29 protein-coding genes, 1 pseudogene and 1 riboswitch are annotated in these 25,988 nt (G+C 66.5%); of the genes and pseudogenes, 11 read left to right on the top strand and 19 right to left on the bottom strand.

Going from position 1 to position 25,988, the window contains the following annotated elements; all coding sequences use genetic code 11:
- On the bottom strand, window positions 1-304 hold a 304-nt coding region (locus FHX47_RS10985; protein ID WP_343064349.1), incomplete at its 3' end, for a nitrilase-related carbon-nitrogen hydrolase.
- A gap of 94 nt (window positions 305-398) precedes the next feature.
- Window positions 399-584: pseudogene (locus FHX47_RS10980) on the bottom strand (nitrilase-related carbon-nitrogen hydrolase); the annotation flags it as partial.
- 42 nt (window positions 585-626) lie between these two features.
- Here FHX47_RS10980 and FHX47_RS08615 point away from each other — a divergent pair.
- On the top strand, window positions 627-899 hold the full coding sequence (locus FHX47_RS08615; RefSeq protein ID WP_183358524.1) for a DUF4235 domain-containing protein: 273 nt from the start codon (window positions 627-629) through the stop codon (window positions 897-899).
- A 59-nt stretch (window positions 900-958) separates the two neighbouring features.
- Here FHX47_RS08615 and FHX47_RS08610 read toward each other — a convergent pair whose 3' ends face one another.
- The 7 genes from FHX47_RS08610 to FHX47_RS10880 are packed head-to-tail and all read right to left on the bottom strand — an operon-like array spanning window position 959 to window position 5,321.
- A complete protein-coding gene (locus FHX47_RS08610) occupies window positions 959-1,132 on the bottom strand; it encodes a hypothetical protein (RefSeq protein ID WP_183358523.1) in 174 nt (57 codons plus the stop codon).
- Window positions 1,133-1,141: 9 nt separating this feature from the next.
- Window positions 1,142-1,537, bottom strand: coding sequence for a monovalent cation/H(+) antiporter subunit G (mnhG, locus tag FHX47_RS08605; RefSeq protein WP_183358522.1), 396 nt, complete (start codon window positions 1,535-1,537; stop codon window positions 1,142-1,144).
- A complete protein-coding gene (locus FHX47_RS08600; RefSeq protein ID WP_246328125.1) occupies window positions 1,534-2,019 on the bottom strand; it encodes an MrpF/PhaF family protein in 486 nt (161 codons plus the stop codon). The genes mnhG (FHX47_RS08605) and FHX47_RS08600 overlap by 4 nt, the downstream gene beginning before the upstream one ends.
- Window positions 2,016-2,690, bottom strand: a complete 675-nt coding sequence (locus FHX47_RS08595; RefSeq protein WP_183358521.1) for a Na+/H+ antiporter subunit E — start codon at window positions 2,688-2,690, stop codon at window positions 2,016-2,018. The genes FHX47_RS08600 and FHX47_RS08595 overlap by 4 nt, the downstream gene beginning before the upstream one ends.
- Window positions 2,690-4,399 carry a Na+/H+ antiporter subunit D gene (locus FHX47_RS08590; protein WP_183358520.1) on the bottom strand — a complete coding sequence of 570 codons (1,710 nt, stop codon included), beginning with the start codon at window positions 4,397-4,399 and terminating at the stop codon, window positions 2,690-2,692. Before FHX47_RS08590 ends, FHX47_RS08595 begins: the two co-directional genes overlap by 1 nt.
- A complete protein-coding gene (locus FHX47_RS08585) occupies window positions 4,399-4,878 on the bottom strand; it encodes a Na(+)/H(+) antiporter subunit C (RefSeq protein ID WP_246328132.1) in 480 nt (159 codons plus the stop codon). The genes FHX47_RS08590 and FHX47_RS08585 overlap by 1 nt, the downstream gene beginning before the upstream one ends.
- Before the next feature lie 59 nt (window positions 4,879-4,937).
- Window positions 4,938-5,321: an MnhB domain-containing protein gene (locus FHX47_RS10880; RefSeq protein WP_425484909.1), complete on the bottom strand. Its 384-nt coding sequence runs from the start codon at window positions 5,319-5,321 to the stop codon at window positions 4,938-4,940.
- On the opposite strand from FHX47_RS10880, the gene FHX47_RS11135 reads away from it, so the two are divergent.
- From FHX47_RS11135 to FHX47_RS08565, 3 genes are all read left to right on the top strand, one after another.
- Window positions 5,206-5,718, top strand: coding sequence for an aminotransferase class IV (locus FHX47_RS11135; RefSeq protein WP_183358527.1), 513 nt, complete (start codon window positions 5,206-5,208; stop codon window positions 5,716-5,718). The two genes, FHX47_RS10880 and FHX47_RS11135, sit on opposite strands and share 116 nt — an antisense overlap.
- A 44-nt stretch (window positions 5,719-5,762) precedes the next feature.
- A riboswitch (TPP riboswitch) is annotated at window positions 5,763-5,886 on the top strand.
- Window positions 5,879-6,511 (top strand): ECF transporter S component, encoded by a 633-nt coding sequence (locus FHX47_RS08570; protein WP_183358526.1) that lies wholly within the window; start codon window positions 5,879-5,881, stop codon window positions 6,509-6,511. It overlaps the preceding riboswitch by 8 nt.
- Entirely contained in the window at window positions 6,508-8,871 is a 2,364-nt protein-coding gene (locus FHX47_RS08565; RefSeq protein WP_343064348.1) for an ATP-binding cassette domain-containing protein, read from the top strand. Before FHX47_RS08570 ends, FHX47_RS08565 begins: the two co-directional genes overlap by 4 nt.
- Here the strand turns inward: FHX47_RS08565 and FHX47_RS08560 are convergent.
- Entirely contained in the window at window positions 8,868-9,698 is an 831-nt protein-coding gene (locus tag FHX47_RS08560; RefSeq protein ID WP_183358525.1) for a carbon-nitrogen hydrolase family protein, read from the bottom strand. The genes FHX47_RS08565 and FHX47_RS08560 overlap by 4 nt on opposite strands.
- 42 nt (window positions 9,699-9,740) lie before the next feature.
- Between FHX47_RS08560 and FHX47_RS08555 the strand changes: the two genes are divergently transcribed.
- Window positions 9,741-10,013 carry a DUF4235 domain-containing protein gene (locus FHX47_RS08555; RefSeq protein WP_183358524.1) on the top strand — a complete coding sequence of 91 codons (273 nt, stop codon included), beginning with the start codon at window positions 9,741-9,743 and terminating at the stop codon, window positions 10,011-10,013.
- A gap of 59 nt (window positions 10,014-10,072) precedes the next feature.
- Here FHX47_RS08555 and FHX47_RS08550 read toward each other — a convergent pair whose 3' ends face one another.
- Genes FHX47_RS08550 through FHX47_RS08520 form a run of 7 tightly spaced genes read right to left on the bottom strand, consistent with a single transcriptional unit; the run spans window position 10,073 to window position 17,068 of the window.
- Window positions 10,073-10,246, bottom strand: a complete 174-nt coding sequence (locus FHX47_RS08550; protein WP_183358523.1) for a hypothetical protein — start codon at window positions 10,244-10,246, stop codon at window positions 10,073-10,075.
- 9 nt (window positions 10,247-10,255) lie between these two features.
- Window positions 10,256-10,651: a monovalent cation/H(+) antiporter subunit G gene (gene mnhG / locus FHX47_RS08545; RefSeq protein ID WP_183358522.1), complete on the bottom strand. Its 396-nt coding sequence runs from the start codon at window positions 10,649-10,651 to the stop codon at window positions 10,256-10,258.
- Window positions 10,648-11,133, bottom strand: a complete 486-nt coding sequence (locus FHX47_RS08540; protein ID WP_246328125.1) for an MrpF/PhaF family protein — start codon at window positions 11,131-11,133, stop codon at window positions 10,648-10,650. The genes mnhG (FHX47_RS08545) and FHX47_RS08540 overlap by 4 nt, the downstream gene beginning before the upstream one ends.
- Window positions 11,130-11,804 carry a Na+/H+ antiporter subunit E gene (locus FHX47_RS08535; protein WP_183358521.1) on the bottom strand — a complete coding sequence of 225 codons (675 nt, stop codon included), beginning with the start codon at window positions 11,802-11,804 and terminating at the stop codon, window positions 11,130-11,132. Before FHX47_RS08535 ends, FHX47_RS08540 begins: the two co-directional genes overlap by 4 nt.
- On the bottom strand, window positions 11,804-13,513 hold the full coding sequence (locus FHX47_RS08530) for a Na+/H+ antiporter subunit D (RefSeq protein WP_183358520.1): 1,710 nt from the start codon (window positions 13,511-13,513) through the stop codon (window positions 11,804-11,806). Before FHX47_RS08530 ends, FHX47_RS08535 begins: the two co-directional genes overlap by 1 nt.
- Complete coding sequence (locus tag FHX47_RS08525; RefSeq protein WP_183358519.1) at window positions 13,513-14,022, bottom strand: Na(+)/H(+) antiporter subunit C; 510 nt, start codon at window positions 14,020-14,022, stop codon at window positions 13,513-13,515. The genes FHX47_RS08530 and FHX47_RS08525 overlap by 1 nt, the downstream gene beginning before the upstream one ends.
- Before the next feature lie 28 nt (window positions 14,023-14,050).
- On the bottom strand, window positions 14,051-17,068 hold the full coding sequence (locus FHX47_RS08520; RefSeq protein WP_183358518.1) for a Na+/H+ antiporter subunit A: 3,018 nt from the start codon (window positions 17,066-17,068) through the stop codon (window positions 14,051-14,053).
- 170 nt (window positions 17,069-17,238) lie between these two features.
- On the opposite strand from FHX47_RS08520, the gene FHX47_RS08515 reads away from it, so the two are divergent.
- A complete protein-coding gene (locus tag FHX47_RS08515) occupies window positions 17,239-18,660 on the top strand; it encodes an MFS transporter (RefSeq protein ID WP_183358517.1) in 1,422 nt (473 codons plus the stop codon).
- Between the two features lie 21 nt (window positions 18,661-18,681).
- Here the strand turns inward: FHX47_RS08515 and FHX47_RS08510 are convergent, their stop codons facing one another.
- Window positions 18,682-19,641: an AEC family transporter gene (locus tag FHX47_RS08510; RefSeq protein ID WP_183358516.1), complete on the bottom strand. Its 960-nt coding sequence runs from the start codon at window positions 19,639-19,641 to the stop codon at window positions 18,682-18,684.
- Window positions 19,642-19,777: 136 nt separating this feature from the next.
- Between FHX47_RS08510 and dcd the strand changes: the two genes are divergently transcribed.
- The 3 genes from dcd to FHX47_RS08495 are packed head-to-tail and all read left to right on the top strand — an operon-like array spanning window position 19,778 to window position 24,023.
- Window positions 19,778-20,359 carry a dCTP deaminase gene (dcd, locus tag FHX47_RS08505; RefSeq protein ID WP_183358515.1) on the top strand — a complete coding sequence of 194 codons (582 nt, stop codon included), beginning with the start codon at window positions 19,778-19,780 and terminating at the stop codon, window positions 20,357-20,359.
- Window positions 20,356-21,450 (top strand): hypothetical protein, encoded by a 1,095-nt coding sequence (locus FHX47_RS08500; protein ID WP_183358514.1) that lies wholly within the window; start codon window positions 20,356-20,358, stop codon window positions 21,448-21,450. Before dcd ends, FHX47_RS08500 begins: the two co-directional genes overlap by 4 nt.
- A 35-nt stretch (window positions 21,451-21,485) precedes the next feature.
- A complete protein-coding gene (locus FHX47_RS08495; RefSeq protein ID WP_183358513.1) occupies window positions 21,486-24,023 on the top strand; it encodes an HAD-IC family P-type ATPase in 2,538 nt (845 codons plus the stop codon).
- 60 nt (window positions 24,024-24,083) lie between these two features.
- On the opposite strand, the gene FHX47_RS08490 is transcribed toward FHX47_RS08495, so the two are convergent.
- Window positions 24,084-24,596: a DUF456 domain-containing protein gene (locus tag FHX47_RS08490; RefSeq protein WP_183358512.1), complete on the bottom strand. Its 513-nt coding sequence runs from the start codon at window positions 24,594-24,596 to the stop codon at window positions 24,084-24,086.
- Between the two features lie 158 nt (window positions 24,597-24,754).
- Here FHX47_RS08490 and FHX47_RS08485 point away from each other — a divergent pair, with 158 nt between their 5' ends.
- Both FHX47_RS08485 and FHX47_RS08480 read left to right on the top strand, forming a co-directional pair.
- Entirely contained in the window at window positions 24,755-25,147 is a 393-nt protein-coding gene (locus FHX47_RS08485; protein WP_183358511.1) for a hypothetical protein, read from the top strand.
- A 24-nt stretch (window positions 25,148-25,171) separates the two neighbouring features.
- Window positions 25,172-25,984 carry a hypothetical protein gene (locus FHX47_RS08480; protein WP_183358510.1) on the top strand — a complete coding sequence of 271 codons (813 nt, stop codon included), beginning with the start codon at window positions 25,172-25,174 and terminating at the stop codon, window positions 25,982-25,984.
- The last annotated feature ends 4 nt before the right edge of the window (window positions 25,985-25,988 follow it).

The raw sequence follows: 25,988 nt of genomic DNA, 5'->3' as shown, positions 1-25,988 counted from the left end.
TGGAATCCAGTGCTCGAGCGACGGCCAATGTTCGCCACTGCTCCACTTTTCCCGGCCCGGGCGCCCAGGAGGTCGGCACCAGCGTGGCATGGGCCCCGGCGCGGGCGTGGGCGTGGAACAGCTGCGGGAAGCGAATGTCGTAGCAGGTGGCCAGGCCGAAGGTGAGACCGCGCGTGGGGAACTGCACCACCCGGTCGCCGGCTTCGACGTTCTGGGACTCTTGGAAGCCGAAGGCGTCGTAGAGGTGCAGCTTGTCGTAGGAGACCACTACCGAGGGACCCACCCCCAGCAGCGTGTTCCGCACCCGGGGGCTTTCCCTCCTCTGTGGGTGATGCGGGGGTGAACATCCCCACCACGACGACGACGCCGTGCCGCTTGGCGATGCGGTGGACTTCCTGCGCCCAGGGTCCGTCGACGGCTTCGGCGATGGGGGTGAGACGGTGGCCGAAGGCTCGCTGGGTGGCTTCGGGGAAGACCACCAGCTCGGCGCCGGCCGCTGCGGCCCGGGCTGTCCACTGCCGAACCAGCTCCAGGTTCTGCTGCGGATCCTCCCCCGTGACAATCTGTGCTGCTGCAATACGCATGGCACTACTCTATGCCCGCTGATGGGAGATAGGCTGTTGCCCATGGACAAGCTGATCGACAAAGCAGTCACAATGGGCGTCTCGATGGCCGGCGGCATGCTGGCCACCAAAGTCTTCGAGTTCGGCTGGAAGCAGGTCACCGGAGAGGAGGCGCCCAAGCACGATGAGGTGGACAACGTCTCCATCCAGAAGGCGCTGGTCTTCGCGGTAAGTTCTGCGGCGATCAGCGCGGCAGTGCAGATCCTGTCTCAGCGGGGAGCAAAGACTGCTTCGGCGAAGATCAGAGGCGCCTACGGCAAGCAGTCCGAGGTCTGAACCTCACTCTGCCCGCCCTGGCCGGTCGCCTCAGCACGGCGGTCTACAGGCTGCGTGGTCTACAGGCTGCGCTTCTTCGCGTCGCGACCGATCAGGTAGGCCAAATAGACCGCCGCCACCACGGCAGCTCCGAAGGCGAACGCGGCAGCCACCGCAGGCTCGCCGGTGAGCACAATGACTCCAGCGGCAACGGTCAGAATCGTGATGGCGCCAAAAACGATCTTGAGAATCATGGCTCCAGCCTAGTCGTTGGTGATCTCCCGGCGGACGCTGTCCTCCTCGGAGAGCCGATCCACCGTGCGGCCCAGATGGTCGTGGGTCAGCAGATCAGCGCGCAGATGCTTCGTCCGGTAGCCGGCACGGCCCACCACATGGGCGCTGACCGGGGCGGTGAGGATCATCAGCCCCCACGCCAGCAGCGCCACGGCCGCCCATTCCCAGGACCGCCACATGATCGAGGCGGAGAGCACCAGCATCAGCAGTCCCAGCACCTGCGGCTTGGTAGCCGCATGCATGCGCGTGTGCAGATCCGGGAAACGCACCAGACCCAGACCGGCGGCCAGCGACATCAGCCCCCCGATCACCATGAACACTGCGGCCACACCGTCAAGGACCGCATCCAGCGTCTCGGGGCTCATGAGTCATCTCCCTTCGTCCGGTTCTCCGACTGGGGCCGGAAGCCGGACTTGGTCAGGGCGGCGAACCACGACGTCGACTCGTCCTCATCCGACCCCGTCTGCGCACCCGAACCTTCAGTCGGAGCGAACGGCGAGGCCGGAATCTCCGGCTCCGGTGCCGGCTCCCAGGCGATGCCGGCGGCCTGCTTCTCCGCCTCCTTCGCGCTGTCCTGGGGGGCCGTGCCGCCGGTGACGACGTAGCGGGCGATGGCCACAGCACCGAGGAAGCCGATGACAGCGGAGATCACCACGAACATGATGTAGTCCTGATGGCCGTTGTAGGCCATATCAGCCAGCATGACCGAACCGACGATGATCAGGATGACGTCGACGCTGATCACTCGGTCCAGCACCGAGGGGCCCCGGTAGACGCGGTAGACCGCGCACAGGGCGCCGGCGGCCAGCAGCGCCTGGGTGATCCAGTAGGCGTAGTCGAGCATCATGGTGCCTCCTGCCTTCCGGGTGAATCAGCGGCGCCCTGCGGCAGGCGGGGCATCCGAGCCCCGGGGGCTCTGGTCCCGCGCGCCGCCGGAGTCTCGCGCTCAGCCTTGGTCAGGCCGGCGGTGCGCTGCAGTCTGGACTCGGCTTTGACGACCGCAAGGTCTGAACGGCCTCCTATGGTGCGGATGAACAGATTCTCCGTGCGCATCGCATCTGCACGAATGGCCTCGACTGCGGCGTCGTCGGAGATGTTGATGACATGCAGGTAGAGGGTGGCAGTGGTGCGGTCCACGTCCACCACCAGCGAGCCGGGCACCAGCGCTAAGAAGTGGCCGGTGAGGGTGATGATGAGGTCATCGTGGCTGCGCAGCTGAATGGCGATGATCGAGTTCCTGATGCGCGGCCCCTTGACCACAGCGAGCCAGGCCACCTGAAAGCTGGCGAGGAACATCTTGCCCAGGAACCGGAGCAGCTGCACCAGGCCCCAGAAGAGGTTGATCCGCCCGCTGCGGCGCAGCGGGGGCAGGTAGAACACCCGCACCACGATCGCTCCGTAGACGGCGCCCAGGATGAAGGTGCCAATGGTGAAGCTCTGCCACACCGCCATCCAGAAGAAGCCCAGGAAGACGATGAGCGGCAGCTCCAGCTTCAGCGGAGTCTTGGGCCTGCGCATCACTGATCACCTCCCGGCTCAGGGTCCTCGGACTCGGGCTGCAGGGACGTCTCCACCGGCGCGAACTCGGCAGCGCCGTCGTCGCCGGTGTCTACGTCAATCATGTTGTCCAGGGTGAACTCGTGCAGGTCCTCGCGCACACTGTCGATGCGCCCCTCCCCGAGCACCGCCTCCAGGTAGGGGGTGCGTTCGTAGAGGTCCTGGGCGGCAGTCCGGGAGAAGTCCATCAGTGGGCCGGCCAGCACGGTGAAGGCCAGGCTCATCGTCACCAGGGTCGCAGTGGGCAGCACCATGCTCGCCGGCAGCAGTCGCTTGTTCGCCGCCCTTGTGTGGGCCAACGTCTTCTGCTGCAGGATCGGCTCACAGTCTTCGACGTCCTCAGCACGACGCCAGAACCCGCGGGACCAGATGCGCGAGACCGCCAGCAGGGTCAGCAGCGAGGTCACCACGGAGGCGGTGACCAGCGTCCAGGTAATCCAGGTGTTCTCCGCGATGCCTCCCTGCATGATGCCCATCTTGCCGAGGAATCCGCTGAACGGCGGGATCCCCGCCAGGTTCATCGCGGGTATGAAGAAGAGGATTCCCAGCAGCGGCGAGATCTTCGCCAACCCGCCGAGCCGGTCCACGTTCGCGGTGCCGGCGCGGCGTTCAATCAGTCCGGTGACCAGGAACAGTGTGGTCTGAATGGTGATGTGGTGGGCCACATAGTAGATCGTGGCGGCCATGCCGGCGATGCTGCTCAGCGCGAGACCGAACACCAGGTAGCCGATGTGGCTGATCAGGGTGAAGCTGAGCATTCGTTTGATGTCTGTCTGGGCCAGAGCGCCCAGGATGCCGACGATCATGGTCAGCGCCGCCACGATCATCAGCCCGGTGTTGATCCGATCACCGGGGAAGAGCAGCGTCTCAGTGCGGATCATCGCGTAGATGCCGACTTTGGTCAGCAGTCCGGCGAACACCGCAGTGACCGGTGCCGGTGCGGTGGGATAGGAATCGGGCAGCCAGAACGCCAGGGGGAAGACGGCGGCCTTGATGCCGAAGGCCACCAGCAGCAGCACGTGCAGCATCAGCTGCATCCCCGGGTCCAGCTCGCTGACCTTCAGCGCAATATCGGCCAGGTTGACCGTGCCGGTGGCCGCGTAGATCAGACCGATGGTGATCAGGAACAGCATCGAGGACAGGATGGAGACCACCACATAGGTGACGCCGGCGCGGATGCGCGCCTCCCCTCCTCCCATCGTGAGCAGCACATAGGAGGCGGTGAGGAAGATTTCGAAGCCCACGTAGAGGTTGAAGAGGTCTCCGGCGAGGAACGCGTTTGAGATCCCGGCGACCAGGATCAGGTAGGTGGGGAAGAAGATGGAGACCGGGCCTGCGTCGTCGCGCTCCTCGGCGGCACCCTGGCCCACTGCGTAGAGCAGAACGGCCAGGGTGATGATCGATGAGATCACCAGCACCAGCGCGGACAACCGGTCGATGACCATGGCAATGCCGTAGGGGGCCGGCCATCCGGCCAGGTTCACCGCATACGCCCCACCGGTCCAGACTTCGGAGAGCAGCACGATCTGCAGCAGCGCGGTGATGATCAGCGTGCCGATCGCGATGGCTCTCTGCGTCGCCCGGTTGCGGTAGAAGGCGAAGGTGAAAGCAGCGCCGAAGAGCGGCAGCAGCACCGCCAGGGGCACGAACTCGATGATGTCGATCTCCATCAGCGGTCCTCCTCCGGCTCATCATTGTGGCCCCTGAAGTGCTCGGCGGGGCTGATCACCGGCGGTAAGTCGGAGGCCGAGTCCGGGGAGGGGTCGCTGAACTCAGAGGTCTCGGTGTCGACCTCAGCATCCTCCTCGGGGTCGTAGGCGCCGACGGCCTGGGCCACCCGGCGGTCCTCCTCGTCGTCGGTGACCTCATCCTGGCGCGCCAGGACCCAGGAGCGATAGATCAGGGCAAGCATGAAGGCAACCAGTGCGAAGGCGATGACGATCGCGGTGAGCAACAGTGCCTGCGGCAGCGGGTCGAAGTACTCCTGCGCGTCGATCCCATCCTGAACCAGGGGTGCGCGCCCGGCTCGCCCGCCGGTCTGCAGCAGCAGCAGGTTCACCCCGTTGGAGAGCAGGATGATGCCCAGCACCACGCGGGTCAGGGACCGCTCCAGCATGAGGTAGATCCCCACTGCGAGCATCACCCCCATCAGCACCAGAAAGAGTCAGGTTGATGGTCATAGGGCCACCTCCTGGGGTTCAGCTGCGCTCATCGCGCTACCCCCACTGTGGTCTGTGCGTGGATTGCTGGTGCCCCAGCGCCGAGGAGCTCTTGGGCTCTTCTTCGCTGCGCACATCGATCTCCGAACGAGGCTGCTCGCACATCGACGATGAGCCCGATCACCACCAGGTAGACGCCCACGTCGAAGAGCACACTGGAGACCAGGTGATGCTCTCCGAACAGCGGCAGGCTGAGGTCCACCACGAAGCTCTGGAAGGTCTGACCGCCCACGATGAGCGGGAAGATGCGGTGAAGCATGCCACGGCGAGGCCCCACCCCATCAGCGCCCCCGCGGAGAGGGTATCGCCGCCTCCAGCTCGTAGCGGGCCGCCGGCCAGGTAGCGCCAGCAGGAACGCGAGCCCGGCAAGCAGGCCTCCGGCGAATCCGCCGCCGGGCGAGTTGTGCCCGGCCACCTCTGACAACAAGGTGCTGGAAGCTCCCACCTCCACTCTGGTGCTGATGACCGTTGCCGCCGACGGGCCTCCGAAGCTGATCACTCCGACGTTGAAGACGGGGATCCTTCCCGGCACCACCCAGGGCGCGGCATTCGCCGGGGCCGAGCGCGCCGGGTGGGAGCTGGGCTACGGGCCGCTGACTCCAGAGGATGTCCGCTCGGCCGACCATGCCTGGCTGCTCTCCTCGGTGCGGCTGGCCTCGCCGATCAGCCGGGTCGATCAGGCGGCGAAGGACGTGAGTGAGCACTACACCTCCCAGCTGATGGACTTCCTCGCCCAGGATCTTGCGGAGACCTACCCGGCCGAGCCCTGAATCCGCACCAGCTGCGATACACTGCACCCATAACCGAATAGCTCATCATCCGACAGGGGAGCGCCCCGGAGCCGTACGGCTCGTCAGGCGCTGAGATGGGGCTGAGGGCCCCGACCCTTGAACCTGCACCAGGTTAGAACCTGCGAAGGAAGTCGAAACTATGCCTCATTCTGCGGCGCCGTCGTGGCGCCACCGCACCTGGTCCGTCTCCGAGATCGTTGTCGCCTCCACTCTGGCCGTGGCCGCAGGAGTGATCTTCTGGGGCTGGAACCTCTCCTACCACGCAGTCAGCACCCTGTTCCTGGCGTATCCTCCCGCAGCTTCACTGGTGGCTGGAATGTGGCTCTTTCCTGCTGTGCTTGGTGCGCTCATCATTCGTAAACCCGGCGCCGCGGTCTACTGTGAGATGGTCGCCGCCGCAGTCTCTGCGATCCTCGGTTCACAGTGGGGCCTCGGTGTGCTGCTCTCCGGCTTCCTCCAGGGCATGGGAGCCGAGCTGGTTCTCTTGGTCTTTATCTACCGCAGGTACAGCGTGGATGTGGCAGTCCTGGCTGGGGCCGCAGCAGGGGTCGCCGGCGGCATCAACGAGAACTGGATCGCCAGCTACTACCAGTACGACGCCGCCGGCACGTGGGTGCATATCGCCGGGTTCACACTCTCCGGAGCCATCATTGCTGGTGTGCTGCCCTGGATGGCCGTGCGTGGGCTGGCTGCTGCCGGGGTCTTGGGGCCGCTGCGGTCACGACGGGCCCACACCGAGGGCCTCTTTCGTGCTGGGGGCCCGCGAAAGTGAGCGCCGGGGACCAACAGACGCTGACCCGCGGGGTGCAGCTGAGCGCAGCAGCTTTCACCTACCAGCACCCCGGCCGTCCGCATCCCGCCATCTCCGGACTGGACCTGGATGTTGCCCCCGGGGAACGCGTCCTGCTGGCCGGAGCCTCCGGATCGGGAAAATCCACGCTCCTGCACGCCGTCGCCGGTGTGCTCCACGATGAGGATGCTGCCTGCGGCGGCAGCCTGCTGCTCGATGGCCGCTCCCCAGACGCGACCCGCGGTCGTGCCGGACTGGTGCAGCAGGAGCCGGAGTCTCAGGTGATGCTCTCCCGGGTCGGAGACGACGTTGCCTTCTCCTGCGAGAATTTGGCAGTACCTCCTGAGGAGATCCCAGCCCGAGTCAGCCAGGCGCTGAAAGCCGTCGGGCTGGGGGCCCTGCGCGATGATCATCCCACCGCGCACCTGTCCGGCGGCCAGAAGCAGCGACTCGCGCTCGCCGGGGTGCTCGCGATGCGGCCGGGGCTTCTCCTGCTGGACGAACCCACCGCACACTTGGACCCGCAGGGGCGACTGCAGGTTCGCGAAGCGGTGCTGAACGTGTGCCGGGCCACCGGTGCCACACTGATCGTGGTGGAGCATCAGCTGCAGACCTGGGTCGAGCACGTCGACACCCTGCTGGTTGTCGAACCCGGCGGAGGCCTGCGGCACTGTGTGCCCGCGCAGGAGATTCATCAGGACGAGAAGCTGCGTGCCGCGCTGATCGCCGCTGGGCTCTGGGTGCCTGGTCACGACCCGGTGGCTCAGCTGCCCGCATGGCGGCCCTCACCCCCAAACCACAGCCAACCGCTGCTGAGCGCGGCAGGATTGGATGTTCACCGGCGGCGCCCGAAGAAGCACCGGCTCGGCGCTGTTGCCCCGCGACCAGCACTGTCCGGAGTCGATATCCGGCTCAGGGAATCCTCGGCCACTGGGATTACCGGGCCCAACGGCGCCGGCAAGTCCACGCTGCTGCTGACCTTGGCCGGCCTGCTTGAGCCCCACGGTGGCATCCTCACGGCCGCCACCGTGCTGAAATCCGATCCCAGCGGAGGGCTTGGTGATTCCCCGCACTTGTGGCGCGCCGCAGACCTCAGTTCACGGATTGGCACCGTATTCCAGGAACCTGAGCACCAGTTCGTCCGCTCCACAGTGGCCGGTGAGCTTCGCCTATCCGCGCAGGCGGCCCGCCGACCCGGAACAGCTGAGCCGCTGTTCACTGACGGGGAGGTCACCGCCCGGGTCGATACGCTGCTGACCCGGCTGGGCATTGCACACCTCAGCGAAGTCAACCCGTTCACGCTGTCCGGCGGGGAGAAGCGCAGGCTTTCCCTCGGCACGGCCCTGGCGGCCGGACCGCAGCTGTTGATGCTCGATGAGCCGACATTCGGCCAGGACGCCCATACCTTCGCCGAACTCATCGGACTGCTGCGCGAGCACTTGACCTCAGGTGGCAGCATAGTCGCGGTCACACACGACCAGGCGCTTCTCCGTGCGCTGCACGCTGAGGAGTTCGCGGTCACCGCCGCCGACCCGGAGGAGTCTGCTCCCTCAGAGCCAGCTCGACCGCGTGGGATGGGCCCACTGCTTTCGTCCGCCCACAATGCGTCGTGGCTGGGTCGCCGGAACCCTGTGGGGAAGCTGGCGGCGCTGTTGCTGATCACCGCGGCGCTGATCGCCACTATCGACGCAGTCTCGGCGGCCGTGGTGACTGCTGCCTGCTTCGCCCTGCTGCCAGCAGCCGGCATCCGGCTGGGGACGTTCTTGCGGCGCATCTGGATCTTCGCTGCGGCGTCAGCAGCTGCAGTGTGGGGGGCGGCGCTTGCCGCCGAGGAGTCCGGAAGTGTTCTGATGAACCTGGGGGTCACCACTGTTTCCACCGGCTCTCTGGAGCTGGGGCTTGCTCTGGGTGCCCGCGCTTTCGCGATTGTGCTGCCCAGTGTGCTGGTCTTTTCCACCACTGATCCTACCGATCTTGCCGACGCGTTGGCTCAGCAACTCAGGCTGCCGGCGCGGTTTGTGCTCGGTGCCCTTGCTGCCCTGCGGCTGCTGGGGCTGCTGGCCCAGCACTGGACCACTTTGGGCCACGCCCGACGCGCCCGCGGTCTGCGCAGACAGTTCCTGTCACAGTCCTTCGGCCTGCTGGTGCAGGCGATCCGGATGGCCACCCGGCTTGCGGTGGCCATGGAGTCCCGCGGGTTCGGCGCCGGTGAGCGCACCTGGGCACGGGCGGCCAGCTTCAGCGGTGCCGACGCTTTGGTGCTGATCGGCGGCGCAGCAATCGCAGCAGCGGCCACCGGCACGGCTTTCGCGGCTGGCACCTGGAACCTGGTGTGGACCTAGGCGGCACCGAAATAGTCGATGTCGGAGCGCGCGTTGGCCAGCACAGGCAGCGCACTGCGGGCCTTCTCCACCGTCTCGGCCGCGATGTCGGCCACCAGCAGTTCGGGCTCCTCGCCGGCTTCGGCCAGGATCTCTCCGGTCGGTGAGACGATCATCGAGTGACCGACCCCCGTAGGTGCTCCCTCCGGCGCGTCCACGCCGGCCGCAGCGGGCACCCCCTGGGCGCAGGCGATGATGTACTGCGTGGAATCCAGTGCTCGAGCGACGGCCAATGTTCGCCACTGCTCCACTTTTCCCGGCCCGGGCGCCCAGGAGGTCGGCACCAGCGTGGCATGGGCCCCGGCGCGGGCGTGGGCGTGGAACAGCTGCGGGAAGCGAATGTCGTAGCAGGTGGCCAGGCCGAAGGTGAGACCGCGCGTGGGGAACTGCACCACCCGGTCGCCGGCTTCGACGTTCTGGGACTCTTGGAAGCCGAAGGCGTCGTAGAGGTGCAGCTTGTCGTAGGAGACCACTACCGAGGGACCCACCCCCAGCAGCGTGTTCCGCACCCGGGGCTTTCCCTCCTCTGTGGGTGATGCGGGGGTGAACATCCCCACCACGACGACGACGCCGTGCCGCTTGGCGATGCGGTGGACTTCCTGCGCCCAGGGTCCGTCGACGGCTTCGGCGATGGGGGTGAGACGGTGGCCGAAGGCTCGCTGGGTGGCTTCGGGGAAGACCACCAGCTCGGCGCCGGCCGCTGCGGCCCGGGCTGTCCACTGCCGAACCAGCTCCAGGTTCTGCTGCGGATCCTCCCCCGTGACAATCTGTGCTGCTGCAATACGCATGGCACTACTCTATGCCCGCTGATGGGAGATAGGCTGTTGCCCATGGACAAGCTGATCGACAAAGCAGTCACAATGGGCGTCTCGATGGCCGGCGGCATGCTGGCCACCAAAGTCTTCGAGTTCGGCTGGAAGCAGGTCACCGGAGAGGAGGCGCCCAAGCACGATGAGGTGGACAACGTCTCCATCCAGAAGGCGCTGGTCTTCGCGGTAAGTTCTGCGGCGATCAGCGCGGCAGTGCAGATCCTGTCTCAGCGGGGAGCAAAGACTGCTTCGGCGAAGATCAGAGGCGCCTACGGCAAGCAGTCCGAGGTCTGAACCTCACTCTGCCCGCCCTGGCCGGTCGCCTCAGCACGGCGGTCTACAGGCTGCGTGGTCTACAGGCTGCGCTTCTTCGCGTCGCGACCGATCAGGTAGGCCAAATAGACCGCCGCCACCACGGCAGCTCCGAAGGCGAACGCGGCAGCCACCGCAGGCTCGCCGGTGAGCACAATGACTCCAGCGGCAACGGTCAGAATCGTGATGGCGCCAAAAACGATCTTGAGAATCATGGCTCCAGCCTAGTCGTTGGTGATCTCCCGGCGGACGCTGTCCTCCTCGGAGAGCCGATCCACCGTGCGGCCCAGATGGTCGTGGGTCAGCAGATCAGCGCGCAGATGCTTCGTCCGGTAGCCGGCACGGCCCACCACATGGGCGCTGACCGGGGCGGTGAGGATCATCAGCCCCCACGCCAGCAGCGCCACGGCCGCCCATTCCCAGGACCGCCACATGATCGAGGCGGAGAGCACCAGCATCAGCAGTCCCAGCACCTGCGGCTTGGTAGCCGCATGCATGCGCGTGTGCAGATCCGGGAAACGCACCAGACCCAGACCGGCGGCCAGCGACATCAGCCCCCCGATCACCATGAACACTGCGGCCACACCGTCAAGGACCGCATCCAGCGTCTCGGGGCTCATGAGTCATCTCCCTTCGTCCGGTTCTCCGACTGGGGCCGGAAGCCGGACTTGGTCAGGGCGGCGAACCACGACGTCGACTCGTCCTCATCCGACCCCGTCTGCGCACCCGAACCTTCAGTCGGAGCGAACGGCGAGGCCGGAATCTCCGGCTCCGGTGCCGGCTCCCAGGCGATGCCGGCGGCCTGCTTCTCCGCCTCCTTCGCGCTGTCCTGGGGGGCCGTGCCGCCGGTGACGACGTAGCGGGCGATGGCCACAGCACCGAGGAAGCCGATGACAGCGGAGATCACCACGAACATGATGTAGTCCTGATGGCCGTTGTAGGCCATATCAGCCAGCATGACCGAACCGACGATGATCAGGATGACGTCGACGCTGATCACTCGGTCCAGCACCGAGGGGCCCCGGTAGACGCGGTAGACCGCGCACAGGGCGCCGGCGGCCAGCAGCGCCTGGGTGATCCAGTAGGCGTAGTCGAGCATCATGGTGCCTCCTGCCTTCCGGGTGAATCAGCGGCGCCCTGCGGCAGGCGGGGCATCCGAGCCCCGGGGGCTCTGGTCCCGCGCGCCGCCGGAGTCTCGCGCTCAGCCTTGGTCAGGCCGGCGGTGCGCTGCAGTCTGGACTCGGCTTTGACGACCGCAAGGTCTGAACGGCCTCCTATGGTGCGGATGAACAGATTCTCCGTGCGCATCGCATCTGCACGAATGGCCTCGACTGCGGCGTCGTCGGAGATGTTGATGACATGCAGGTAGAGGGTGGCAGTGGTGCGGTCCACGTCCACCACCAGCGAGCCGGGCACCAGCGCTAAGAAGTGGCCGGTGAGGGTGATGATGAGGTCATCGTGGCTGCGCAGCTGAATGGCGATGATCGAGTTCCTGATGCGCGGCCCCTTGACCACAGCGAGCCAGGCCACCTGAAAGCTGGCGAGGAACATCTTGCCCAGGAACCGGAGCAGCTGCACCAGGCCCCAGAAGAGGTTGATCCGCCCGCTGCGGCGCAGCGGGGGCAGGTAGAACACCCGCACCACGATCGCTCCGTAGACGGCGCCCAGGATGAAGGTGCCAATGGTGAAGCTCTGCCACACCGCCATCCAGAAGAAGCCCAGGAAGACGATGAGCGGCAGCTCCAGCTTCAGCGGAGTCTTGGGCCTGCGCATCACTGATCACCTCCCGGCTCAGGGTCCTCGGACTCGGGCTGCAGGGACGTCTCCACCGGCGCGAACTCGGCAGCGCCGTCGTCGCCGGTGTCTACGTCAATCATGTTGTCCAGGGTGAACTCGTGCAGGTCCTCGCGCACACTGTCGATGCGCCCCTCCCCGAGCACCGCCTCCAGGTAGGGGGTGCGTTCGTAGAGGTCCTGGGCGGCAGTCCGGGAGAAGTCCATCAGTGGGCCGGCCAGCACGGTGAAGGCCAGGCTCATCGTCACCAGGGTCGCAGTGGGCAGCACCATGCTCGCCGGCAGCAGTCGCTTGTTCGCCGCCCTTGTGTGGGCCAACGTCTTCTGCTGCAGGATCGGCTCACAGTCTTCGACGTCCTCAGCACGACGCCAGAACCCGCGGGACCAGATGCGCGAGACCGCCAGCAGGGTCAGCAGCGAGGTCACCACGGAGGCGGTGACCAGCGTCCAGGTAATCCAGGTGTTCTCCGCGATGCCTCCCTGCATGATGCCCATCTTGCCGAGGAATCCGCTGAACGGCGGGATCCCCGCCAGGTTCATCGCGGGTATGAAGAAGAGGATTCCCAGCAGCGGCGAGATCTTCGCCAACCCGCCGAGCCGGTCCACGTTCGCGGTGCCGGCGCGGCGTTCAATCAGTCCGGTGACCAGGAACAGTGTGGTCTGAATGGTGATGTGGTGGGCCACATAGTAGATCGTGGCGGCCATGCCGGCGATGCTGCTCAGCGCGAGACCGAACACCAGGTAGCCGATGTGGCTGATCAGGGTGAAGCTGAGCATTCGTTTGATGTCTGTCTGGGCCAGAGCGCCCAGGATGCCGACGATCATGGTCAGCGCCGCCACGATCATCAGCCCGGTGTTGATCCGATCACCGGGGAAGAGCAGCGTCTCAGTGCGGATCATCGCGTAGATGCCGACTTTGGTCAGCAGTCCGGCGAACACCGCAGTGACCGGTGCCGGTGCGGTGGGATAGGAATCGGGCAGCCAGAACGCCAGGGGGAAGACGGCGGCCTTGATGCCGAAGGCCACCAGCAGCAGCACGTGCAGCATCAGCTGCATCCCCGGGTCCAGCTCGCTGACCTTCAGCGCAATATCGGCCAGGTTGACCGTGCCGGTGGCCGCGTAGATCAGACCGATGGTGATCAGGAACAGCATCGAGGACAGGATGGAGACCACCACATAGGTGACGCCGGCGCGGATGCGCGCCTCCCCTCCTCCCATCGTGAGCAGCACATAGGAGGCGGTGAGGAAGATTTCGAAGCCCACGTAGAGGTTGAAGAGGTCTCCGGCGAGGAACGCGTTTGAGATCCCGGCGACCAGGATCAGGTAGGTGGGGAAGAAGATGGAGACCGGGCCTGCGTCGTCGCGCTCCTCGGCGGCACCCTGGCCCACTGCGTAGAGCAGAACGGCCAGGGTGATGATCGATGAGATCACCAGCACCAGCGCGGACAACCGGTCGATGACCATGGCAATGCCGTAGGGGGCCGGCCATCCGGCCAGGTTCACCGCATACGCCCCACCGGTCCAGACTTCGGAGAGCAGCACGATCTGCAGCAGCGCGGTGATGATCAGCGTGCCGATCGCGATGGCTCTCTGCGTCGCCCGGTTGCGGTAGAAGGCGAAGGTGAAAGCAGCGCCGAAGAGCGGCAGCAGCACCGCCAGGGGCACGAACTCGATGATGTCGATCTCCATCAGCGGTCCTCCTCCGGCTCATCATTGTGGCCCCTGAAGTGCTCGGCGGGGCTGATCACCGGCGGTAAGTCGGAGGCCGAGTCCGGGGAGGGGTCGCTGAACTCAGAGGTCTCGGTGTCGACCTCAGCATCCTCCTCGGGGTCGTAGGCGCCGACGGCCTGGGCCACCCGGCGGTCCTCCTCGTCGTCGGTGACCTCATCCTGGCGCGCCAGGACCCAGGAGCGATAGATCAGGGCAAGCATGAAGGCAACCAGTGCGAAGGCGATGACGATCGCGGTGAGCAACAGTGCCTGCGGCAGCGGGTCGAAGTACTCCTGCGCGTCGATCCCATCCTGAACCAGGGGTGCGCGCCCGGCTCGCCCGCCGGTCTGCAGCAGCAGCAGGTTCACCCCGTTGGAGAGCAGGATGATGCCCAGCACCACGCGGGTCAGGGACCGCTCCAGCATGAGGTAGATCCCCACTGCGAGCATCACCCCCATCAGCACCAGAAGAGTCAGGTTGATGGTCATAGGGCCACCTCCTGGGGTTCAGCTGCGCTCATCGCGCTACCCCCACTGTGGTCTGTGCGTGGATGCTGTGCCCCAGCGCCGAGGAGCTCTTGGGCTCTTCTTCGCTGCGCACATCGATCTCCGAACCGAGGCTGCGCAGCACATCGACGATGAGCCCGATCACCACCAGGTAGACGCCCACGTCGAAGAGCACACTGGAGACCAGGTGATGCTCTCCGAACAGCGGCAGGCTGAGGTCCACCACGAAGCTCTGGAAGGTCTGACCGCCCACGATGAGCGGGAAGATGCCGGTGAAGCATGCCACGGCGAGGCCCCACCCCATCAGCGCCCCCGCGGAGAAGGGTATCGCCGCCTCCAGCTCGTAGCGGCCGCCGGCCAGGTAGCGCAGCAGGAACGCGAGCCCGGCAAGCAGGCCTCCGGCGAATCCGCCGCCGGGCGAGTTGTGCCCGGCCAGCAGCAGGTAGATCGAGAGCATAATGGTCGCGTGGAACATCAGTCGGGTCACGACTTCGAAGATGATGGAGCGGTGCTCAGGTGCCAGAGTGCGGCCGGCCACCAGCCAGGCTTCGCGGGCGACGGTGGCAAAGCTGCGGGCGACCTTGACCTCCTGGACCTGCCGCGGCGAGAGCGCCTTGTCGGAGAGAATGCGCCCCACCGACCCGGTGGGCACCTCGTGGAGCTGTCGGCGCCGGACGTCTCGGCGTTTGACGAAGATCAGGCTGGCCACACCGGTGGCGGCCGCGGCCAGCACGGTGATCTCTCCGAAGGTGTCCCAGACTCGGATGTCGACCAGAGTCACGTTGACAATGTTGGAGCCGTTGCCGACGTCATAGGCCATCCATGAGTATTCGAGGCTGACCGGCTCATGGGTGCGTGAATCCATGGAGATCGCCACTGCGGCCATGATCACCAGCCCGAAGGCCCCGCCCAGCAGGGCCCGGCCGAATTTGAAGCGCGTGGGGTTCAGGGTCCAGATTCCGGCCGGCAGGGTGCGAAGTGCCAGCACGAACACCACCAGGATGATGGATTCGACCAGCAGCAGCGTCAGCGCCAGATCCGGGGCGCCCTGCAGAGCAAAGATCCCGGCGATCCCCCAGCCGCACAGTGAGACCATCAGCACCGCCATGAACCGTTTGGGCGCCCAGACTGCGCCGAGGCCGCCGGCTATGATCACCGCTGCCAGCACCATCTGCATCGGTTCCTCGGCCAGGATCATGTGACCGGGAACCGCTTGACCGGTCAGCGCGATCACCCCGGCCGGGGCTGCGGTGGCCACGGCGACGATGATGAACAGGTACCAGCCCAGCGAGCCGCGCTGGGTGTTGGACGTCAGCCATGCGGAGAAGTTATCGAGCGCCCGGATGCTGCTGCGGTAGATCCGTTCGGCGTCGAACACGACCGGAACCGCTCGCGGGACCTCGTCCCTGGTGCCCAGCAGCCAGAAGAGGCCCAGGCCCAGCACCCAGGTGAGCGCTGAAAGACCCAGCACCGGGGTCAGCCCGTGCCACAAAGCAAGGTATGTGGGCTCGACGCCGGGGGCTGCCGGATCGAACAGGGTCGAGAAGGGCTCAACCAGGTGCTGGACGAGTCCGGGTGCTGCAGCAAACAGCAGCGTGAACACACCCAGCGCTGCCGGAGCGGCGAGGAATACGGCGTCGGGCGTTGCGTGGATCGTGGTGGGCGCCAGCGGTTGGCCGTTGTTGTCCCGTTTGCTGCCAAAAGTGCCCCAGATGAAGCGGGCGGAGTAGGCCACCGTGGCTGCGGAACCGATGACCACCCCGATCAGCACTGCCCAGCTGGCTCCACCGTTGACCTCTGCGTAGCTGTAGAAGGACTCGAAGACGACCTCTTTGGCGACGAACCCGAACAGCGGCGGCAGCCCGGCCATAGAGGCCGCGGCGACGATCGAGATGATCAGCAGCGGCCGCTGGGCCCGGCCGATGCCTGACAGCGTGCGCAGGTCGCGACTTCCCGTCTGCTTGTCGATGATGCCGACCACCATGAACAGCGCCGCCTTGAACAGCCCGTGGGCGAGCAGCATGGCAAGCCCGGCCACCGCGGCGTCCTCGGTGCCCAGGCCGTTGACCATAATGAGGAAGCCCAGCTGGGAGACGGTGCCGTAGGCCAGAACCAGTTTGATGTCCGTCTGGCGCAGCGCCCGGTAGGCGCCGATGAGCATAGTGGCCAGGCCCAGGATGAGCACCAGCGGCAGCCAGAATGTGGTGTCGTGGAAGCCCGGGGCGAAACGAGCCACCAGGTAGACGCCGGCCTTGACCATCGCCGCAGCGTGCAGGTACGCGGACACGGGGGTCGGAGCCGCCATGGCCGCCGGCAGCCAGAAGTGGAAGGGCACCAGCGCTGACTTCGACACCGCCCCGACCAGAATCAGCACTATGGCCACATCCACGGCCGTGCCGGAGAGCTCCGGGGCCGCGGCGAGGATGTCGGAGAGTCGGTAGGAGCCGGCCAGCTGGCCGATCCACAGCAGACCCACCAGCATCGCCAGACCGCCGAAGGTGGTGACCACCAGCGCCTGGATCGCTGAGCGGCGGGCAAAGACTCGGTGGGCGGAGTAGCCGATCAGCAGAAATGACAGCACCGTGGTGAGCTCCCAGAAGATGAAGAGCATCACCAGGTCATCGGAGACCACCAGGCCCAGCATGGCTGCGGCGAAGGCGAACAGCTGGGCGGCGAAGGGCCCGGCCGAACGCTCAGTGGCAGGGAAGTAGCGGGCGCAGTAGAGCATCACCAGGGCACCGACCCCGGTGACCAGCAGCGCCATGATCAGCCCCAGGGCGTCCATGCGGAAGGCCAGCTCGACGCCGAGCTGCGGGATCCACTCCACCACGTATGCCGGCACCGCATTCGGGGCATCATTGGTGGCCGCCTGGTCGGCGCCGACGACCTGTGGGATATGGAACAGGACCCAGCCGAAGGCCGCGGCAAGAACACCAGCAAGGATGTAGAAGGCGCTCCGTCCCCACCAGGCGTGGAGGACGGGTGCCACGATGCTCACTGCGAACAGTACAGCGAGCACAGTGAGCATAAACGTACCCTCTCACTCTCCAGCTGTGGACCATGGACCGCTACTCACCGCGGGAGCGCTGTGCGGCATCATCCTGCGCCGATCCAGGGCTGCCCACGTGACAGTTCCCCTAATGTTAACAGAAACGGGTTACGATCCGCCTATCGAGCCGACTCACGGGGGAACATACTATGACTGACGCCGCCGGGCACAGCGAATCGTCCCGCGCCGCCGGCGATGGTGGGTCCACGCGATCCTCCGCCGGGCCGCTGAGCAGGTCGCTGATCATCAAGTGGAGCATGTGGAGCTGGGGCAATGCGACCGTTTCGGCGGTGATGACGACGTTCGTCTTCGGCACCTACATCACCTCCGAGGCGTTCGGCCCCGGCGATCGCGGCGCCCAGTATCTGGCGGTGGCCACCGCCGTCGCCGGTGCGATCATCGCCCTGACTGCCCCGGTGATCGGCCAGCGCACTGATAAGGCCGGCCGACGCAGGCTCTGGCTGAGCATCAACACCGTGATGGTGATCATCATGGTCGCCGCCTGCTTCTTCGTCCGGCCCGAAGAGGGCTATCTGCTGCTGGGCGTGACGCTGATGGCGCTGATGGGCCTCTTCGATGAGTTCGCCAATCTGAACTACAACGCGATGATCACCGATATCTCCGATCACCAGCGCATGGGCCGGGTCTCCGGCATCGGCTGGGGCGCGGGCTATCTGGGCGGCATTGTGCTGCTGCTGGTGGTCTATGTGGGCATGATCGAAGGCGACTGGTTGGGCATCGGCACCGATGAGGCGGTGAACATCCGCGCCGTCGCGCTGGTGGGGGCGCTCTGGCACCTGATCTTCGCGCTGCCGCTGCTGCTGACCCGGCTGCCCACTGCAGATCAGGACACGGTGGAGGAGAAGGTCTCCGTCGCAGAATCGTACCGCCGACTGTTCCTGGTACTCGCGGGGCTGTGGAAGCAGGACCGGAACACCCTGTGGTTTCTGGTCTCCTCGGCGATCTACCGCGACGGCCTCTCCGCGGTGTTCACCTGGGGCGCCGTGTTGGGGGTACACGTCTACCACATCGAAAATGCCAGCATCCCCTTCACCCAAGTGGCCGGCAGCGTGCTGCTGTTCGGCGTCGCCGGCAATGTGATCGCCGCACTGGGGGCCTTCATCGGCGGCTGGTTCGACGATCGCATCGGCCCGCGCCGGGTGATCGCCATCAGCCTGTCCAGCCTGCTGATCATTGCGGTGATCATGTGGAGCATGGTGCGCCCCGTCGACGTCGGAATCTTCACCATGACACCGGTGCAGGCCTTCTGGCTGTTCGGGCTGCTGCTGTGCCTGTTCGTGGGCCCGGCTCAGGCCTCCTCGCGGGCCTTTCTGGGGCGGCTGGCTCCCCCGGACCGGGCCGGTGAGCTGTTCGGCCTCTACGCCACCGCCGGCCGCGGCATGTCGTTTCTGACCCCGGCGCTCATCGGCGGGCTCATCGCCGTCTTCGGCGGCCAGGTCATGGCCATTCCCGGGATCATCATCGTGCTCGCTGCGGGGCTGGGTCTGCTGCTGGCCCGGGTCCACGACCCCACCGGACCGGCCGCGATGGCAGAGCACCACAGCAGTTGAGCCTGCCGGCCGGTCCGCCGCCTACGTCATCAGCAGCGCCACCACGACCATGGACGGGATGCCCAGCAGGGTGGTGATCAGCACTGTGTCCCGGGCGATGACCTCCCCGGTCTGGTAGCGCACCGCAGTCACCAGCACGTTCTGCGCGGTGGGCAGCGAGGCCATCACCACCGCGGCATAGAGCATCAGACCGTCCAGGTCGAAGAGGTAGACGGCCACCAGATACGCCAGGACCGGGTGAACAATGAGTTTCACAGCCGTCGCCAGAAGCACATCACGACGGCGCCCCGCAGCCTTGTCCAACGGATAGTTGCCCACCAGGGAGAGCCCGAAGGACAGCAGCAGCAGGGGGATGGCCGCCCCAGCCAGCAGTTCGACGGATTCGGCCACCGGGCCGACCACGCTCCACTGCTGCCAGGAGAACAGCAGCCCCAGCAGCGAGCCAAGGATCACCGGGTTGCCCACCGTCTGGAGGATCCGCCGCAGCACGGAGCGTGTGGTGCTGGGCCGCACCGAACTGGTGGTGGTCGTCCCGATGGTCGCCTGATCCAGGGAGGCCACCATGATGGGCATGAACAGGGCCAGCTGGAACATGACCACCGGGGCGGCCAGGGCGACGTCGCCCAGCACGTAGGCGGCGATCGGGAACCCCAAGTTCGCTCCGTTGACCTGGGCGGCACTCTGTGCGGCGATCATCTGCTCAGCGAAGCGGCGCCCGCGCAGCAGAAAGCGGCCCAGCAGCAGGAACATGAACAGGGTGATGAAGGCGCTGATCGCCGCAACACCGAACTGCGGGCCGATCACTTCGCTGATCGGGGAGCCGGAGATGGTGATGAACAGCAGGCACGGTGAGGCGACGAAGAACGCGGTGCGGCTCATCACGATCCGCGCCTCCGGCTTGAGCACCCCGAAGCGGCCCAGGAGGTAGCCGACGGCGATGATCAGCCAGACCACCGCGAATCCGGCCAGCACATCCCACATGTCGGTACTCCTTCACCCTTGACGGCGCGTTCAGCCGCGGCGGCGCACGGTGCCGTACGTCGTCGTCGTGCCGTGATTGTGGGCGAAACAGCCCGGCACCACGATACTGCGCGGCTGCGGTGATAGTTTTGAACGCGTGCTGCTTTCCGACACCGACATCCGCGCCGAGCTGGACGCCGGTCGCATCCAGCTGGATCCGCTGACTGATTCGATGATTCAGCCCTCCAGCGTCGATGTGCGCATGGAACGGATGTTCCGGCTCTTCGACAACCACAAGTATGCCCATATCGACCCCTCAGTCCCGCAGCCGGATCTTACCCGCCTGGTGGAGGTGGACCCTGATGAGCCGTTCATGCTGCACCCCGGGGAGTTCGTGCTCGGGGCCACCTACGAGACGGTGACGCTTCCGGCCGACATCGCTGCCCGGCTGGAGGGCAAGTCCTCGCTGGGGCGCCTGGGGCTGCTGACGCACTCCACCGCTGGGTTCATCGATCCCGGGTTCAGCGGGCAGGTGACTCTGGAACTGTCGAATATGGCTACGCTGCCGATCAAACTCTGGCCGGGGTCCAAGGTCGGTCAGCTGTGCTTCTTCCGACTCTCCTCCCCCGCCCAGCACGGCTACGGCACCGCCGTGCACCAGTCGCGGTATCAGGGCCAGCGGGGGCCGACGCCGTCGCTGGGCCACGAGAACTTCCACCGGACCATCATCCCCTCATGAGCATCTTCGCGCAGGCTGACGACGAGCACCCCGACCCGCAGTCGCACGGCAGGCACGCCGATGATCAGACCCCCGATGACCAGCAGGGCTCGCGCTCGACCTCGCGCTTCGGTGCCGCAGCGGGCTGGGCCGCCGTTCTGGTGCTGACGGCGGTGGCCGTGGTGGTGGCGATCTGGCAGGTCAATGAGCAGCTCTACACTCCCGAATCCACGGTGGAGCAGTATTGGGAGGCGATGGCTGCCGGCTCCGGTGCCGAGGCGATGGGACACCTCACCGAGACCCCGGACTTCCTGGCCGAAGAGGGGATGGACCACCTGCTGCTTGATGGTCAGGGCCTGGCCCGCTCCACCGAACTGATCGAGGATGCGAGCATCAGCGGCGATGAGACTGCCGCCCAGCTGGACTTCACCGTCGGCGGAGAAGACTATGCCACCACCGTGCCGGCCAGCCACAGCGGCACCGCCTGGGGCTTCTTCGACACGTGGGCAGTCTCCACCAACGCGCTGACCTGGTTCGAAGTTGCTGTTCCCGGTGCCCCGCAGGGCGGCATCCACCAGGTGCAGCTCAACGGTGTGCCGGTCAACCTGGAGGAGGAGACCGCCCAGCTCTCAGCCTTCGTGCCCTCAGCCGCGGAGATCACCGTCGACTCCCAGTGGCTGGTCGGAAGCGCCTCCCATGTGGTCACCGCACCACAGGACGAGCAGAGCACCGCCGAGCGGGTCACCCTGGATCTGGAAGCCTCCCAGGACGCCACAGATGTGCTGCACGAGGAGATCGGCCAATACTTCAGCGACTGCGATCAGCCGGTGCTGATGCCCACCGGCTGCCCTGTGGGCACCACCACCCCACACCGGGTGCCAGATTCGGACTCCATCGAATGGACCTTCCCCGAACCCGAAGAGTTCAGCCTCTCCTTCGACCAGGAGGGCTGGAGCGTCGGCCACGAGGAGCTGGTGGCCGAGGTCAGCTTCGAGGCCGTGCACCACTTCAGCGGTGAGCAGCTCACCCAGACTGAGCAGGTCCCCTTCGACCTCGATATCCAGCTGGGGGCCAGTGGCGAAGATCTCCTCGTCTCGGTCGCCGGCGGATAGTCACCGCTGCCCCTCAAGGTCGGTAGACTCTCTGCGTGCCTGATGAGAAGACGGAGGTCCGCGATCCTGCGGAGCTGAGGGCTGCCCCTGACCCCACCGTCCTGGAGGACAAGGGACTGAACTCGGTGCAGGTCTCTGAGCGGATGCGGCTGCAGCTGGCAAATGTCCAGCCGAACACCACCTCTCGCTCCATCGCCGAGATTCTGCGCACCCACCTGATGACGCTGTTCAACCTGATCATTGGGGTCTGTGCGCTGATCATCATCGTCCTGGGCCGGTGGCTGGATCTGCTCTTCGCCGTGGCAGCGGTGGCCAATGTGATCATCGGCCTGGTCCAGGAGTACGGCGCCAAGCGCAAGCTGGATGCCATCGCCCTGCTGCATCAGGACTACATTCGGGTGCTGCGCGACGGCATGATCATTGAGGTCCACCGCGAGCAGGTGGTGCTCGACGACGTCGTAGAGCTGCGCCGCGGTGATCAGGTGCCCGCCGACGGCGTCGTGCTCTCTGCCGAGGGGCTGGACCTCGACGAATCCATGCTCACCGGGGAGTCCGAGGCGGTCTCCAAACGCCGCGGAAGCCCGATCCTCTCCGGCACCGGGGTGCTGGCGGGCTACGGGCGGTTCGTGGTGACCGCAGTCGGCGAGAAGGCCCACGCGGTCAGACTGGCGGCTGAGGCGAAGAAGTACCTGAAGATCAACTCAGAGATCCGGCGTGCGCTGGAGCGCATCGCGTTCTGGCTGTCAGTGGTGCTGCTGCCGATCGCCGCTGTGGTGTTCAACGGCCAGATGCAGGCCCACGGCGGGTGGACGCAGGCCTTCAGCAGCGGCGCCTGGCGGGATGCGCTGGTCACAGCGGTCTCCTCGGTGACGGCGATGATCCCCCAGGGGCTGGCGCTGATGACCACGATCGCCTTCGCTGTGGCAGCGGTGAAGCTGGCCCAGCAGTCGGTGCTCATCCAGGAGCAGCCGGCGGTGGAGGTGCTGGCCCGCGTCGATGTGGTCTGCCTGGATAAGACCGGCACCCTGACGGATGGGACCATCGTGTTCAACGGAGCCTCGGCGCTGGACGCTTCGGGCAGACCCACCGGATGGCATCATGATCCCAGTTCCACCGCTGTGGAGGGTACTGCGCCCTGGCAGCAGGTGCTGGCGCACTTCGGCGCCGATGAGCAGGCCAACCCGACTGCGGCCGCGCTGACCGTTCCCTTCACCGCTCTGCCCCGGCACCGGCCGGCCCACCAGGTCCAGTTCTCCTCGGTGCGCCGCTGGTCTGCGGTGACCTTCGCCCAGGATGCCGGCCCGTTGGCGGGCCACTGGGTCCTGGGCGCCCCGGAGATCATGCGCAGCCCCGACGCCGAGCAGGATGAATCGGTCACCCAGCTGCTGGCCCACACCGACTCGATAGCCGCCCAGGGGCTGCGCACGATGCTGCTCACCTGGGCGCCTGCCGCCGCACCCGAGGGCGGGGCCGCGACCCGTCCGCTGCAGCGCGGGGAGCCGCTGCCCGATGGCCTGCAGCCGGTGGCGCTGCTGACCTTCAAGGAGAATGTGCGCCGGGATGCGGCTGAGACGCTGGAGTACTTCCGCAAACAGCACATCACCCTGAAGGTCATCTCTGGGGACAACCCGAAGACCGCGGCCGCAGCGGCCCGGGAAGTCGGCCTGGAGTTCGACGGCGAGGGTGTGGACGCCTCCACCCTGCCCGAGGACCCCGAGGCGCTGCGCTCCGCACTGGCCACCCACCAGGTGTTCGGCCGGGTCTCACCGCAGCAGAAGGCCGCGATGGTCGATGCGCTGAAGGCCAACGGCCACGTGGTGGCCATGACCGGTGACGGCATCAACGACGCGCTGGCGGTGAAGAGGGCCGATCTGGGTATCGCCATGGGCTCCGGGGCCCCGGCCACCAAAGCGGTCTCACGGATGGTGCTGCTGGACGGCAAGTTCTCCCGACTGCCCAGTGTGCTGCGCGAGGGCCGCAAGGTCATCGCCAACACCGAACGGGTGGCGCACCTGTTCCTGACCAAGACGGCCTACGCCATCCTGGTGGGCCTGGTCTTCGCCCTGATGTTCTGGCCGTTCCCGTTCCTGCCCCGGCAGTTCTCCACCGCAGACTTCCTGATGATCGGCTTCCCCGCGTTCTTCCTCGCGCTGATGCCCAATGTGCAGAAGTACCGCAGCGGTTTCCTGAAACGCTCAACGCTGTTCTCCCTGCCGCCCACCCTGGCGATCGGTGGGAGCCTGGTCGCGGTGACCATCTTCGGCCGCCGCTTCGGCGCCGGCGACCCCGAGATCCAGACGGCCAGCTTCATCTGCCTCGCCCTGGTGGGACTGTGGGTGCTAAACGTGGTGCTGCGCCCGCTCAACGCCGTCCGCATCACCCTGATCGCGGGGATGTATCTGCTGCTGGCAGCAGTTCTGCTGGTGCCGGTCTCCCAGCACTACCACCTGTTCGAAATGCCCGGTGCGGAGCTGCTGGCTGCGACCTTCGTAGCCTCACTGGCAGGCTGCGGCCTGGTGGATCTGGGCCACCGCCTCTACCTGAGGGCCGTTCGCGAACCGCAAGCGGCATAGCAGCACCGCCTCGCCTCGAGCCCACCTGAGCCGCGGCGCCGCCCGGCTGCGTGAGCAGGCTCAGAAGATCAGGTGAATCACAGACCCCAGCACGAACAGGGAGACGGCGGTGCCGGCGAAGAAGAACTCCATCAGCAGTCCGATCCCCACGGCCCGCAGCGCCTGCAGGCTCGCTGAGCCGGCGGCTCGCCAGTCTTTGCCGCGCCGGAAGTACTCCGCACCGAAGAGCCCGAGAGCGAAGCCCAGGAACAGCCCCAGCGGCGGGAGGACGACCAGACCCACCAGCGCTGCCCCCAGTGCTATGAGAATCGGGCCTCTGGGGATCCGCTCACGGTGCAGCACCCGGCCGGTCAGCACCGTGGAGGCGCTCCAGCCGATCAGCGTCAGCACCATGCCTGCCGCCGCTGCCGCCCACACCACGGGAGCGCCCAGCAGCACCGCCCACACCAGCAGCCCGATGATCACCACCAGGCTGCCGGGAAGGATCGGCAGCACCAGACTGATCAGCCCCACCAGCAGCACCAGGCCGGTCACCAGGGTCACGATGATCTCGGCGGCAGCAGATTCAACCATGGTCCCAGCATCTCAGAGACTGCTGGCGCCGACCCCTGAAGACAGGGGAGCTTCAGGGCCGGATCAGGGACGGATCCGGGCATCCCCCTGGTGACAGGACCACCGGGAGCTGATTAGGTTGAAGGTATCCGCCTGAACCTACTGATACGGGAGTGATCATGGGACTGCTTTCCCTGGGCACCGGAGTGGCCATCGGCTATGTGATCGGCACCAAGACCGGTCGGAAGACGTTCGACGCCAGCTTCGACAACGTGCGCAAGAACGCTGAGGAGACGTGGAACCGTCCCGACGTCCAAGAGTTCGTCGAGAAGACCACCGAGTCCACGTATCAGCTGCGCCAGGACCTCGCCGACGGCGCCAAAAGGGCTGTCGCTGTGGCCAGTGACGCGGTGAAGCGGGCCGAGCAGAAGGTCAACGAAGCCACCGATGAGTTCGTCTCACCTGAGACGGAGACCACCTACGACGGCGACGTCGTCTCCGATCCGGCCCAGTCCACGGAGTCCAGCGGCGCCGACTGGTCCAATGAGGGCGGGTCAGACCCCCGAACCTGAGGCCGCAGCGCTTATCCTGGATCGGTGATGCAGACTTCTGAGCCGGAGGCGGCGGAGCCTTCCCACGACACCACAGGCCACGACGTCGTCGCCCGGTTCCTCACCGAGCACGTGGAGCCACTTCGTGCCCAGCAGGCCGCTGTTGAGGCAGCGCGCCCGGATCCGCTGCCCACACCCTCGCGACTGTTGGGTGAGGCGCTTGCCGCCCGGCGGATCGCGGTGAAGAAGGTCACCGAGGGGCGTTGGGTGTTCGAGTTCGCCTCCACCATCATCGGCGGATACTCGCTGAGCCCCAACGGAGCGGGCCAACCCGCAGGCGCCGGAGTGACCACACTGGTCTCCGCCCATGCCCGCCGGGTGCTGCGCGATGCGGCCAAAGTGCGCACCCACTTGGACCTGGTGGATGTCCCCCACCCCGCACCGCTGCCGGAGACCAGCCCGGAGGACCCCACTCCCCCACTTTTCGGTCCCGAGGTGCTCGCGCCGAAGCCCAGCGGTACGGTCCTACTGCTGCGCGCCTATGTGGTCGGCCGCGAGGCAATCAGCGTGCTGGCGATCGTGCCCGATGATTCCGGCCGGGCGGTGAGCGTGGAGGCCACCGGCCTCGTCTCCGATGAGCTGCGGACGCTGGCCGTGGACGCGATGCGCGCCATACCGGGGCTGCTCTGCGCCTCCGTGGCGCTGGAGACCCCGTCGCTGGACAGCTCACAGGGCGCTGAGGTCGTGGGCATCGACGAGGCCGCCAGCATCACCCCCCACCACTTTCCGCAGGTGGGGCGCGGCCAACCGGTCGCCGATGCCATTGCCGAACAGATCCTGTTCACCGCCGCCCTCTGACGCC

This window comes from Garicola koreensis (assembly GCF_014195445.1).
In the GTDB taxonomy this organism is placed as follows: Bacteria; Actinomycetota; Actinomycetes; order Actinomycetales; family Micrococcaceae; genus Nesterenkonia; species Nesterenkonia koreensis.
The sequence above is the reverse complement of the archived record's forward strand: the minus strand, read 5'-3'. Positions and strand labels throughout refer to the sequence as shown.